The organism is Sphingomonas aestuarii, assembly GCF_054457155.1.
Genome location: NZ_JBTKVV010000001.1, coordinates 395,860 through 407,699, shown reverse-complemented (window position 1 = coordinate 407,699; position 11,840 = coordinate 395,860). Strand labels below are relative to the sequence as shown.

Annotated in this window: 11 protein-coding genes; 4 read left to right on the top strand and 7 right to left on the bottom strand. The window is 64.0% G+C overall.

All coding sequences use genetic code 11. The annotated features are described in order from the left end of the window. Positions 1-292 precede the first annotated feature (292 nt). The gene (gene alaS / locus ACX0GZ_RS02135; protein ID WP_458812875.1) at positions 293-2,950 is read left to right on the top strand and encodes an alanine--tRNA ligase; all 2,658 of its coding nucleotides are present in this window, start codon (positions 293-295) and stop codon (positions 2,948-2,950) included. A 68-nt stretch (positions 2,951-3,018) separates the two neighbouring features. Here alaS and ACX0GZ_RS02130 read toward each other — a convergent pair whose 3' ends face one another. After that, a complete protein-coding gene (locus ACX0GZ_RS02130) occupies positions 3,019-4,797 on the bottom strand; it encodes a cation:proton antiporter domain-containing protein (protein ID WP_458812873.1) in 1,779 nt (592 codons plus the stop codon). 157 nt (positions 4,798-4,954) lie between these two features. Here ACX0GZ_RS02130 and ACX0GZ_RS02125 point away from each other — a divergent pair, with 157 nt between their 5' ends. After that, positions 4,955-5,257, top strand: coding sequence for a WYL domain-containing protein (locus ACX0GZ_RS02125; RefSeq protein WP_458812871.1), 303 nt, complete (start codon positions 4,955-4,957; stop codon positions 5,255-5,257). 62 nt (positions 5,258-5,319) lie between these two features. After that, the gene (locus ACX0GZ_RS02120; protein ID WP_458812869.1) at positions 5,320-5,988 is read left to right on the top strand and encodes a hypothetical protein; all 669 of its coding nucleotides are present in this window, start codon (positions 5,320-5,322) and stop codon (positions 5,986-5,988) included. Between the two features lie 4 nt (positions 5,989-5,992). Here the strand turns inward: ACX0GZ_RS02120 and ACX0GZ_RS02115 are convergent, their stop codons facing one another. From ACX0GZ_RS02115 to ACX0GZ_RS02090, 6 genes are all read right to left on the bottom strand, one after another. Further along, positions 5,993-6,826, bottom strand: a complete 834-nt coding sequence (locus ACX0GZ_RS02115; protein WP_458812867.1) for a hypothetical protein — start codon at positions 6,824-6,826, stop codon at positions 5,993-5,995. Between the two features lie 83 nt (positions 6,827-6,909). Beyond that, positions 6,910-7,335 (bottom strand): type II toxin-antitoxin system VapC family toxin, encoded by a 426-nt coding sequence (locus ACX0GZ_RS02110; RefSeq protein ID WP_458812865.1) that lies wholly within the window; start codon positions 7,333-7,335, stop codon positions 6,910-6,912. Further along, entirely contained in the window at positions 7,332-7,574 is a 243-nt protein-coding gene (locus ACX0GZ_RS02105) for a type II toxin-antitoxin system Phd/YefM family antitoxin (RefSeq protein WP_458812863.1), read from the bottom strand. Before ACX0GZ_RS02105 ends, ACX0GZ_RS02110 begins: the two co-directional genes overlap by 4 nt. A 36-nt stretch (positions 7,575-7,610) precedes the next feature. Next, complete coding sequence (locus ACX0GZ_RS02100) at positions 7,611-8,471, bottom strand: hypothetical protein (RefSeq protein ID WP_458812861.1); 861 nt, start codon at positions 8,469-8,471, stop codon at positions 7,611-7,613. A gap of 208 nt (positions 8,472-8,679) precedes the next feature. Next, positions 8,680-10,956: an ATP-dependent helicase gene (locus ACX0GZ_RS02095; RefSeq protein WP_458812859.1), complete on the bottom strand. Its 2,277-nt coding sequence runs from the start codon at positions 10,954-10,956 to the stop codon at positions 8,680-8,682. 61 nt (positions 10,957-11,017) lie between these two features. After that, positions 11,018-11,203 carry a hypothetical protein gene (locus ACX0GZ_RS02090; RefSeq protein ID WP_458812857.1) on the bottom strand — a complete coding sequence of 62 codons (186 nt, stop codon included), beginning with the start codon at positions 11,201-11,203 and terminating at the stop codon, positions 11,018-11,020. A 172-nt stretch (positions 11,204-11,375) separates the two neighbouring features. Here ACX0GZ_RS02090 and ACX0GZ_RS02085 point away from each other — a divergent pair, with 172 nt between their 5' ends. Then, the gene (locus tag ACX0GZ_RS02085; protein WP_458812855.1) at positions 11,376-11,768 is read left to right on the top strand and encodes a GFA family protein; all 393 of its coding nucleotides are present in this window, start codon (positions 11,376-11,378) and stop codon (positions 11,766-11,768) included. Positions 11,769-11,840: the final 72 nt, after the last annotated feature.

Sequence of the window (11,840 nt, the reverse complement as noted above, 5' to 3'; positions counted from 1 at the left end):
TCGCTCGCACAAAGGCACAAAGAGACAGTAGACGAAAGTTGCAGTTCATGCGGCCGCGCGGAGAAGCGGAGGAAGTTTGTTCTGCCGCGATAGCGGCCTTCATATCGCGCGCAAAATGCTCGGAGTATGTTCAGCCGCTACGCGGCAAAAAGCGAAACGACCGCGTTTACGCGCCTCCGCGTGAACCGACTCTGCTTCGCGCCTTTGCGCCTTCGTGCGAGCAAGTCTTCTTCAACGCCCCATCCACGCCATTCCGCTTGAGCCAGCGCCGCCGCCGCACTAGATCGCGGATATGACATCGACCAACGACATTCGCCGCAGCTTCCTCGATTATTTCGAAGGCCAGGGCCATGCGCGCGTGCCGTCCGCGCCGCTGGTGCCGCACAATGATCCGACGCTGATGTTCGTCAATGCGGGGATGGTGCCGTTCAAGAACGTCTTCACCGGGCTCGAAAGCCGTCCCTATACCACCGCGACATCGAGCCAGAAATGCGTGCGCGCCGGGGGCAAGCACAACGATCTCGACAATGTCGGCTATACCGCGCGGCATCATACCTTTTTCGAGATGCTCGGCAATTTCTCGTTCGGCGATTATTTCAAGGAACAGGCGATCACCCATGCCTGGACGCTGCTGACCAGGGAATGGGGGCTCGACCCGAACAAGCTGACCGCGACGGTCTATCACACCGACGATCAGGCGTTCGATCTGTGGAAGAAGATTGCCGGGCTGCCCGAAGCGCGCATCATCCGCATCGCGACCAAGGACAATTTCTGGGCGATGGGGTCGGACGGACCGTGCGGACCATGTTCGGAAATCTTCTACGATCATGGCGACCACATCTTTGGTGGCCCGCCGGGTTCGCCGGACGAGGATGGCGACCGTTTCGTCGAGATCTGGAACCTCGTCTTCATGCAGTTCCTGCAGGAAGCGGACGAGATCGTCGGCGACCTGCCGCGCCCCAGCATCGACACCGGCATGGGACTGGAGCGGGTCGCGGCGGTGCTGCAGGGCGTGCACGACAATTACGATACCGATACGTTCAAGGCGCTGATTGCCGAAAGCGGCGCGCTGACCGGATCGGCGACCACAGGCGACAATCAGGCGAGCCACCGCGTGATCGCCGACCATCTGCGTTCGGCAGGGTTTCTGGTCGCCGACGGCGTGCTGCCCGCCAATGAAGGGCGCGGTTACGTGCTGCGGCGGATCATGCGCCGGGCGATGCGGCACGCGCATCTGCTGGGGGCGAAAGACCCGTTGATGCACCGGATGGTGCCTGCACTGGTCGCCGAGATGGGCGGGGCCTATCCCGATCTGGTCCGCGCGCAGCCGCTGATCGAGGCGACGTTGCTGCAAGAGGAAACGCGGTTCCGCCAGACGCTGTCGAACGGGCTTCGCCTGCTGGACGAAGCGACGGCGGGGATGGGCGAGGGCGCGACCCTGCCGGGTGCGACCGCGTTCAAACTCTATGACACGTTCGGCTTTCCCTATGACCTGACCGAGGATGCGTTGCGGGCGCAGGGCCTGTCGGTCGATCGCGAAGGCTTCGACGCGGCGATGGCCGAGCAGAAGGCGGCGGCGCGCGCGGCGTGGAAAGGGTCGGGGGCGAAGGCGTCCGACGATGTGTGGTTCGACATCGCCGATGCGGTCGGCGGCACCGAATTCACCGGCTATACCGCGTCCGAGGGCGAGGGCCAGGTGGTCGCTTTGGTCAAGGACGGCGTGCGGGTCGACAGCGTGGACGGCGGCGAGGTGATCGTGCTGACCAACCAGACGCCCTTCTACGGCGAAAGCGGCGGCCAGATGGGCGACGCGGGCGTGATTTCCACCGACAAGGGGCTGCGCGCGGCCGTCGAAGATACGTCGAAGCCGCTGGGGCGGCTGCACGCGCACCATGCCCGGATCGAGAGCGGCTCGATTGCGGTGGGCGATACCGTGCATCTGGCGATCGACGTCGCGCGGCGCGACCAAGTGCGCGCCAACCATAGCGCCACGCACTTGCTGCACGCGGCGCTGCGCGAGCGGCTGGGCGCGCATGTCAGCCAGAAGGGCAGCCTGGTCGCACCCGACCGCTTGCGGTTCGACTTCTCGCATCCGTCGGCGCTGACCGCCGACGAGATCGCCGGAATCGAGGCCGATGTGAACCGCGAAATCCGCGGCAACGAGGATGTGACGACACGGCTGATGACGCCCGACGATGCGGTCGCGGCGGGCGCGCTGGCGCTGTTCGGCGAGAAATATGGCGATGAGGTCCGCGTGCTGTCGATGGGCGCGCTGACCGACAAGCATTACTCGGTCGAACTGTGCGGCGGCACCCATGTCAACGCGCTGGGCGACATTGCGCTGTTCAAGATCGTGTCGGAAAGCGCAGTGTCGTCGGGCGTGCGCCGGATCGAGGCGCTGACCGGAGAGGCGGCGCGGCAATGGCTGAACCAGCGCGACGAACGGCTGCGCGAGGCGGCGGCGGCGCTGAAATCGGCGCCGGACGAAGTGCCTGCTCGTGTGATCCAACTGGTCGAAGAACGGCGTCGGCTGGAGCGCGAACTGGCCGAGGCGAAGAAGGCACTGGCGATGGGCGGCGGAGGTTCTGCGCCTGCCGCCGGGCCGGAGGATGTCGGCGGCGTCGCGTTTCTGGGGCAGGTCGTGGACGGGCTGGACCCCAAGGGGCTGCGCGGTGCGGTCGACGAGATGAAGCAGCGGGTCGGGTCGGGGGTTGCGGCGTTGGTCGCGGTCAACGAAGGTCGCGCTTCGGTGGCGGTCGGCGTGACCGGCGATCTGGTCGAGCGGGTGAGCGCGGTCGATCTGGTCAAGGCCGGCGTAGCCGCGCTTGGCGGGCAGGGCGGCGGCGGTCGGCCGGACATGGCGCAGGGCGGCGGGCCGGATGGTGACCAGGGTGCCGCGGCGATCGACGCGGTTCGTGGGGTGCTGGCGGGGGTGACGGCAGAGGCCTGAGCCTTCCCCGATGAGGGGATGACGGTTTTTGGGCAAGGCAGGAAGCTGCCCAACCCTAACGCTCGGCTTTACCCCTCCGCTTCCGCTTTCCTCAACCGCCGCAATCTCGGTTCGCGTTCCATTTCGGCGTCCGCCTTGATCTGCCGGCGCATTTCGTCGCGCTTTTCGTGGATCGAGGCGATGACCGGACCCATCGCGACGCCTAGATCGACCAGCACGGCCTCCGACAATTGCAGCGAGCTTTCGAGTGTTTCGGGGACGGCATCGGTCGCGCCCGCGCGATAGAGTTCGGCGGCGTGGCGACTGTCGCGGGCGCGCGCGACGATGGGCAGTGCGGGCACCCAGTTGCGGACGCGGCGGGTGACGCGAATGCTCAGCACCGGATCGTCCATCGTCAGGATCAGCGCATCGGCGTGGCCCAGCCGCAGATGGTCGATCACGTCGGGCCGCGCGATGTCGCCGAAGCGGATCGGATAGCCCTGTGCCCGCGCCTCTGCCACGGTATCGGGATCGGCATCGACCGCCACGAACGGCTTGTCGTGCGCGCGCAGCATGTCGGCGACCAGCCGCCCGACCCGGCCAAAGCCGATGATGACCGTGCCGGGGCCGTCGCTGTCGGGGAGCGCGTGATGGTCGTCCGCCATCGCCTGTCCCTCGATCCGGCGGGCGATGATCCGGCCGGCCTTGGCAAGCAGCGGGGTGATCGTCAGGCCGATCGCGGTGACGGTCGTCCAGAAGGCGGCGGTCGACGGCATGATGAGCTGCGCGGCAGCGGCGGTGCCCAGCACGACGATGGTCAGTTCGGACGGACTGGACATCAGCACGCCGATTTCCGCCGCCATACCGCGCCGCACGCCGGTCGCGCGCAGCAGCAGGAACACCACCAGGGTCTTGATCGCGATGACGGCCAGCACCGCGCCCAGCAATTGCGGCCAATATTCGAGGATCATGCGCAGATCGAGCATCATGCCGACCGACAACAGGAAGATGCCGAGCGCCAGCCCCTTGAACGGTTCGATCGTCGCTTCGACCTCGCTGCCATATTCGGTTTCGGCGATGACGATGCCCGCGATCAGCGCGCCGACGATCGGCGACAGGCCCGCAGCGGCGGTGGCGAGGCTGGCGACGATCACCACCAGCAGCGCGGCGGCCATGAACAGCTCCGGGCTCTTGGTCCGCGCGGCCTGGGCGAACAGGCGGGGCAGCACGAACCGGCCCGCCACCAGCAGCAGGGCGATGACGATGCCGCCGCGCAACAGGATGCCGGCCAGCCCCTCCCACCCCGCATCGCTGGCCGACGGGGCCAGTGCGCCGAGCAGGATGATGATAGGCACCAGCGCAAGATCCTCCGCCAGCAGCATCGCAAAGGTCGGGCGTCCGATTGCGCTGGTCGTACCGGTCATCGGCAGCACCAGTCCGGTAGAGGACAGGGTAAGCGCGAGGCCGAGCCCGACCGCGCCTGCAAGCGGCTGGCCGATCGCCCACAATCCTAGTGCCAGCAACACCGCACCGCTTATAAGTTGCGCCGCGCCTACCCCGAACACCAGGGTTCGCATCGTCCATAATCGCCGGAACGACAATTCGAGCCCGACCGTGAACAGCAGCAGGACGATGCCGAATTCGGCGAAGGGCGCGATCGATTCCGGCTCGGTGATGGTCACGTAATAGAGCCAGGGAAGCTCGTCGATCATGGCACCCAATCCGAACGGCCCGACCAGCGCGCCGACAAGGATGAACCCGATCACCGGCGAAATCTTGAACCGGGCAAAGGCGGGGATGACGAGCCCCGCCGCGCCGAGGATGACGAGCGTGTCGCTGAGGGCCGTATTGGTGATGTCGAGCGCCATGACGGCGAGCATAGGCACAGCCGCGCGAACTTGTCATGCGGTGCGGCGGAGAAAAATGAGCGATGCGGCGGACGCCGAGCGGCTCTCGCTTGTTGCGATGCAGCATCGGCGCTATATTGGCAGACATTCCGCCAGACCGAAAGCATCGACCCGAACCATGAGCGCCGCCCCGATTGTTCTGGAAGCCATCGTCAAGAAGCGCTGTGTGACCGCGACCTACAATGGCGGAACGGTGGTGCTTGCCCCGCATGCGCTGTTCCAGCGGCACGAATCCTATTATGTCGCGGCGGCGACCATCACCCGCGACGGCGTAAAGCCGCGCGAGGAAAAGATCGGGGCGTTCAAGCTCGACGGACTGGTCGATCTGGCGCCGACCGAGCAGGATTTCTTCACCAGCAGCGTGTGGAACCCCGGCGACGAACGCTTTGCGGGCCAGGTGCTGATGGCGGTCGAGGACTGAAGCACCCCCCTATACTTTATCCGCCGTCGGGTTAGGCTTCGGGCTTCGAAGCGGGGGGCGGCATGATATTTCTGCAATTCTTCCGGCAGTTGGACGACCTGCTCTATGAAGTGATGAGCTGGGGCGTGTTTTATCCGGTCACGCTGGGGCGGGTGGTGCGGCATCCGGTCAGGATGATGGATTATGCCGACAGCGAATTGTCGGACGCGCCCGAGCAGCAATATCCCGATGTGCTCAGCCCACCGCTGTTCCTGTTGCTGTCGGTGCTGCTGGCGCACGGAATCGAGCTGGCGGTGTTCGGCAGCGCGCCGCCGATCCCGGCGGATAACGGCCTGTCGCGGCTGTTGCAGACCGATACCAATCTGGTGCTGTTCCGGCTGGTGTGCTTCGCGGCGTTTCCGCTGGTGACGGCAACCGCGCTGCTGGTCGCGAAAGGGACCAAGATCAACCGCAGCTCGCTGAAAATGCCGTTCTACGCACAATGCTATGCGGCGGCGGCGTTCGCGCTGGTATTCAGCTTTTCGGCAACGCTGATCCGCCTGCATTGGGATGCGACCACGCTGGTGGGGTCCGTGATCGTGCTGACCGCGATCCCCGTCTATCTGGTCGTGCAGACCCTCTGGTTCCGGCGTCACCTGGAATCGGGACTGGGCAAGGCCTTTGCCGTGGCGCTGATATCCTATCTCCTGTCGCTGGGCGCGCTGGCACTGGTGACGCCGCTGGTGTCCTGAACCGTCAGAAGCGCCGACCGCCGCCCCAATTGCCGCTGTCACAGGTGCCGCGGAAATCCTCTATCCCGTCGAGGAAGATGCGGCCCGATCGGCGATCGATGTCGATCGTCGGCCTGTTCATCCCGTTGAGGCGATAGCGCCCGGTGATGCGGTCGCGGGTGACGCGCAGGTCGGTAATGTCCCACCAGCCGTTGCTGCCGCCCGAATTGATGGGCGGAATCATTTCGCGGGACAGGTGGATGCGGCCGTGATCGCCGTAGAGTTCGACCTGAACATCGGCGCTGAACCGCTGATTGCCGGACACCAGCCCCGGCGCCCATTCGTAGCGGTTGCGATCGCGGTTCCATTCGTAGCGCGGTTCGTTGCGCAGCGTCGGCTTGTTGCCCTCTCCATAACAGACCAGCACCATCGTGTCGGAAGGTGCGTTGCCGGGCAGGGTCGAGGGGCGTTCGTCATCGCCGGGGCGCGGCGGCGGCGGGCGACCGAAGGCGGGGTTGCGGTCATAGCGGTCGTCGCGGATCGCCGGGCGGTTGTCGGCAGTGGCGGCGGGGCCGCAATTGCCGGGGGGGACGATGTTCAGCGTGGCATAGCGCCCCTCATTGGTCGCGACCGACAGGCATTGGCGGCGTTCGGGATGCCACCAGAAGGTAAAGCGCGAGTCGCGCACGGTGGAGGTGGACGCGGGCACGTTGCGATAACCGCGCGCCTCCAACTGAGTCTCCCCACCCGCCGCGCGCGCGCCGACCAGATCGGCGACATCGGGGGCGGATTGGGCAAAGGCGGGGGTTGCAAATGCAAGGCTCGACGTGGCGAGCAGGACAGGTAGGCGGACGATCATGATACACCCTCCATCGGCGCTGGGTGCGCCGTGGCCGAAACGCGGGGAGGGACGGAAGGTTGCGGGGTGGCGGGCGTGTCGAGTTAGATTGGCTCTACCGCGATCGAGAAGTGACCAGCGGCCTTGGACATAGTCTTGTCGAACGTGACGAGTGTCAGTGCGGCGTGCTCGGCGACGGCCAGATGCAACGCGTCTCCGGCGCGAATACCCAGCGAATGATGGTCGGCCATCATTGCAGCACGATCGAAATGAAACGGATCGATGGCGATAATGGTCAGGCTGTCCGACAGGAGCGTTTGCCACGCATCCAACACTTGCGATTTATCTGCTTCCGTCAGCGTGCCGGTGCGAACCCGGACCGAGAGCGCACTATGGACTTCGGTGACGGCCCAATAGCCGATGAAGAGGCTGTTTGCTGGTCGATCGCGCAGCCATTCGCGAATGGCTGCGCTGTGGGGTTCGTGAACCAGTGCCGCTACCAGCACGGAGGTGTCGAGATAGTGGCTCAATAGCCGCTATCGCGCATCCGGCGCACCAGATCGGCTGACGATTCCTGCTGATAGGGAATGATCTTGTCGAGTGCCTGCAATGCCTCGATATCGACCTTGCGTTTCGGTGTGGAAGTGGCAGGAACGAGCCGCGCGGCGAGCTTTCCTTCGCGGGTGATCTCCACCGTCTCGCCCGCCTCGACGCGGTCAATGATCTCGTGCAAATGCGCTCGGGCGTCGTCGAGAGTGATGCGTTCCATGCGTGGCTCCTTCAAAACATGAGCAACAACTCGAAATTACGCGACTTCCCGGAAAATTATAAGAGGGGTTACCCCATGCGATAGAAACGGTCGGCCCATTGCTTGCCTGATAGGTGTTGCTAAATCTAACGCAACTTTCCAGATGCTGTCTTGCAACGCACCGATCGAGATGTAATCGTTAGTATCAAGGAGCCCGTGATCCTCATCTGAAAAGGGTCGAGCGTCATAAATTCCAACCATAGACCAGTCACCCGCAACTCGAGCACCATGCTTCAAAATTAAGTCCTGAACTGAACCTACAAGATTGCTGGGGTCTATAGTTGCCCAAAAAGCTTCGTCACCGCTCACAATATTTATTTGAGGTGAATGAGGCATGTGGGGAATGAATTCCAACAAGGCTTCCTGCTGCGTCGTATCTCTCTTTTTATGAGCACGTTGGGAGGATCGTCGTTCCTGTCGATTGCTTTGAGTGGCGTCACTCTCCCCGTCAGCAATCGAGTTGAGCATAACCTTCTTCATGGCAGGTGCTTTCCAGAGCTCCTGTAAAAGCTTCACGTCGGTAACGACAAGTCGGCCCTTGACCAGAATTAGGCCGCCGACAACTGCATCGTCGGCATTTCGTACGATGCGATCCGCTGCCTCATCCAGGAACAACAACGGTATAAGCCATCTAGGATCGAACGTGCGGCTGAGGCTTGTCTTTTCCCCATCATTCGAATCTAGCTTGAGAAGCTTGGCGTCCAACCCACGGCTGGCGCCTGAGGTGACTTCGGTGAGCCTGGTCAATTCACGTAGAACCCCATCACTTCCCATTTGTGAAAGTAGCGATGCGATCCTTCGTTCGTCCGCATACAGAATATCAAAGACGGAATCGGCCTTCTCGAGCTCTAACTCCATCCTTGATTTCCTTTCGGGCGCTTTCTGTTCTTGATTTAACCTCATCAATTTTTTTTAGCGTGTCGTCAAGGCTTCCCGCTATAATCCGGGATCGGCCAATCGCGCGTGACGCGCGGCGAACAGCGGCGTCGAGCGCCTTATCGACGGGTTGGGTGCCAGACATTTCTGAACGATAGCGTGTACCGAAAAAAAATACAGTTAAGCTTACTCACCCCAACGTCACAAAGCTATCCATCACCCTTTTCCGCCCGGCCTGTTCGAATTCGATCTCCAGCTTGTTGCCTTCGATTTCCTCGATGCGACCGTAGCCGAACTTCTGGTGGAAGACGCGTAGGCCGACGCTCAGGTCGTCGCGGCCCTTGTTGCCCAGGCTGACGGCGCTGGTGCGAGCCTCCACCACGCGGGCGGGTTCGCGGGTGAAGCTGCCGCTGCCTGCGGCGCGTTGCCAGCCGGGGCCTCTGCCGGTGCCTCTGGCGACATCGGCGAAGGGATCGGCGCGGTCGGTCCAGTTGGCGCGCCACAGGCTTTCGCCGCCCGACATGGTGGTTTCCGCCTCGACATGATCGCCCGGCAATTCGGCGACGAAGCGGCTGGGCAGGCTGCTGGTCCATTGGCCGTAAATGCGGCGGTTGGCGGCGTGGAGGATGGTCGCGCTCGCCCGCGCGCGCGTGATCGCGACATAGGCCAGGCGGCGTTCCTCCTCCAGGCTGGCATTGCCGCCTTCGTCCAGCGCGCGTTGCGAGGGGAACAGCCCTTCTTCCCAACCGACCAGAAAGACGGTGTCGTATTCCAGGCCTTTCGCCGCGTGGATGGTCATGATGGTGACCTTTGCCTCGTCGGCGTTGGCGTCATTGTCCATCACCAGGCTGACATGTTCGAGAAACGCACCGAGCGTTTCATATTCCTCCATCGCGCGGACGAGTTCGGACAGGTTTTCGAGGCGACCGGCGGCCTCCGCCGACTTCTCGTTCTGCCACATCGCGGTGTAGCCGCTTTCGTCGAGCAATTGCCGCGCGAGTTCGGGATGGGGCAGCGTGCTCGCCATGTCGCGCCAGCGAGCGAGGTCGCCGACGAAATTGCCGAGCGCGCGGCGGGCCTGCGGGGTCAGTTCGTCGGTATCGAGGATGCGGGCGGCGGCGATCGACAAAGGGGTGCCGGTCGCCCGGGCGAGCATGTGGAGCTTTGCCACCGCCTTGTCCCCCAGCCCGCGCTTGGGAGTGTTGACGATACGTTCGAACGCCAGGTCGTCGGCGGGCTGGTGGACGATGCGCAGATACGCGAGCGCGTCGCGGATTTCGGCGCGTTCGTAGAAGCGGAAACCGCCGACGATGCGGTAGGGAAGGCCGATCGAAATGAAGCGATCCTCGAACTCGCGCGTCTGGTGCTGGGCGCGCACCAGGATGGCGATTTCGTCGTAGGATTTGCCGCGGGCGCGTGCGGTTTCGATTTCGTCGCTGACGCGGCGGGCTTCTTCCGGGCCGTCCCACACGCCGATGACGCGGACTTTCTCTCCGGCGTCGAGTTCGGTCCACAGCGTCTTGCCCAGGCGGCCGCCATTATTGGCGATGACCCCGCTCGCCGCGCCGAGGATGTGGGGGGTGGAGCGGTAATTCTGTTCGAGGCGGATGACCTTTGCGCCCGGAAAGTCGCGCTCGAATTTCAGGATGTTCTCGACCTGAGCGCCGCGCCAGGAATAGATCGACTGGTCGTCGTCGCCGACACAGGCGATGTTCTTGCGCTCCTGCGCCAGCAGGCGGAGCCAGAGATACTGGACGCTGTTGGTGTCCTGATATTCGTCCACCATGATGTATTTGAAGCGTTGCTGATAGTGTTCCAGCACGTCGCGGTGGGTCTTCAGAATGACCAGCATGTGGAGCAGCAGATCGCCGAAATCGCAGGCGTTGAGGGCTTTGAGGCGGGTCTGGTAAGCCGCGTAGAGTTCCTGGCCGCGGCCATTGGCGTAGAGTTCGGATTCCCCGGCATCGAGGTCGGACGGGGTCAGCCCCTTGTTCTTCCACCCATCGATCAGTCCGGCGAGCGACCGGGCGGGCCAGCGTTTCTCGTCCAGATCGGCCGCCGAGATGAGCTGTTTGAGCAGGCGGAGCTGGTCGTCGGTGTCGAGGATGGTGAAGTTGGATTGCAGGCCGACCAGTTCGGCGTGGCGGCGCAGCATCTTGGCGCCGATCGCGTGGAAAGTGCCGAGCCAGGGCATCCCCTCCACCACATCGCCGACCAGTCGCCCGACACGCTCGCGCATTTCGCGGGCGGCCTTGTTGGTGAAGGTCACGCTGAGGATTTCGCTCGGCCATGCTTTCCGCGTGAACAGCAGATGCGCCAGGCGGGCGGTGAGCGCGGCGGTCTTTCCGGTGCCTGCGCCTGCCAGCACGAGCACGGGGCCGTCGGTAGTAAGCACGGCTTCGCGCTGGGGCGTGTTCAGGCCGCGCAGATAGGGCGGATCGTTGGGAGAGGGGGCGGGGAGAGTCACGCGTGAACAGTTAGGGAACGTGGGCGCGCGGGGCAAGCACGGGTTCGCCCGGTGCTGTGGGTTAGAGGACGGACTGGTCGCGGGCCTCTGCGCGCTTGGCGGAGGCGGCGCGATATTTCTCGCGCTGGCGCGCTTCCTGGCGCTTGTAGGTCTGGGTATGGCCGTGATGACGGCGGTAGAAAGCGATCGCGACGACCGCGACGATCAGGGCGGCGAGCAGAACATAGGCGAGAGTCTGGCGGTCCATAAGGGCGGCTCCATTCGGACTGGGAGCCGAAGGGCGCTCAGCGCGCCATCCTGTGGCGCTGGTTGAAGGGCCGATATGGCGTGCCGGGTGGCGGTGCGCAATGGCCGCGCCCGGTTGTACGCGACCACAAGGCGTGAGAACATCCCACGAACAGTCGAGTCGGGAGGATGCGATGGTTGCGGGTCGATGCCACTGCGGGGCGATTTCCTATGAGCTTGAATTGCCGGTGCTGCACCATGCGCTGTGCCATTGCAGCGATTGCAGGCGGCATTCCGGCGCGCCGATGGTCGGATGGGCGATGGTGCCCGCAGGACAGTTGACGGTATCGGGAGAGGTGAAGGTCTATGCGTCTTCGGAGCATGGGCGACGGCATTTCTGCGGTGAGTGCGGGACGGGGCTGTTCTATGTGAATGAGGACATGCTGCCGGGGCTGATCGACGTGCAGACCGGGACGCTGGACGATCCCGATGCGATGCCGCCGGAGGCGAACATTCACGTGGCCGAGCGGGTACGCTGGATGGAGACGGCGCATGAATTGCCGGTGTTCGAGCGGTATCCGGGGTAGGGTCCGAGGCCCGCTGACGGAAACAGCGCGATCGTTGATGCGTGCTGAACCGAAATCGAAAGCATGGGGCCA

Excerpts from the sequence above, each read along its gene's own strand:
- alaS (WP_458812875.1), top strand. The coding sequence starts at position 293 with ATGACATCGACCAACGACATTCGCCGCAGCTTCCTCGATTATTTCGAA.
- ACX0GZ_RS02100 (WP_458812861.1), bottom strand. The coding sequence starts at position 8,471 with ATGGAGTTAGAGCTCGAGAAGGCCGATTCCGTCTTTGATATTCTGTAT.
- ACX0GZ_RS02105 (WP_458812863.1), bottom strand. The coding sequence starts at position 7,574 with ATGGAACGCATCACTCTCGACGACGCCCGAGCGCATTTGCACGAGATC.
- ACX0GZ_RS02120 (WP_458812869.1), top strand. The coding sequence starts at position 5,320 with ATGATATTTCTGCAATTCTTCCGGCAGTTGGACGACCTGCTCTATGAA.
- ACX0GZ_RS02115 (WP_458812867.1), bottom strand. The coding sequence starts at position 6,826 with ATGATCGTCCGCCTACCTGTCCTGCTCGCCACGTCGAGCCTTGCATTT.
- ACX0GZ_RS02130 (WP_458812873.1), bottom strand. The coding sequence starts at position 4,797 with ATGGCGCTCGACATCACCAATACGGCCCTCAGCGACACGCTCGTCATC.
- ACX0GZ_RS02125 (WP_458812871.1), top strand. The coding sequence starts at position 4,955 with ATGAGCGCCGCCCCGATTGTTCTGGAAGCCATCGTCAAGAAGCGCTGT.
- ACX0GZ_RS02090 (WP_458812857.1), bottom strand. The coding sequence starts at position 11,203 with ATGGACCGCCAGACTCTCGCCTATGTTCTGCTCGCCGCCCTGATCGTC.
- ACX0GZ_RS02085 (WP_458812855.1), top strand. The coding sequence starts at position 11,376 with ATGGTTGCGGGTCGATGCCACTGCGGGGCGATTTCCTATGAGCTTGAA.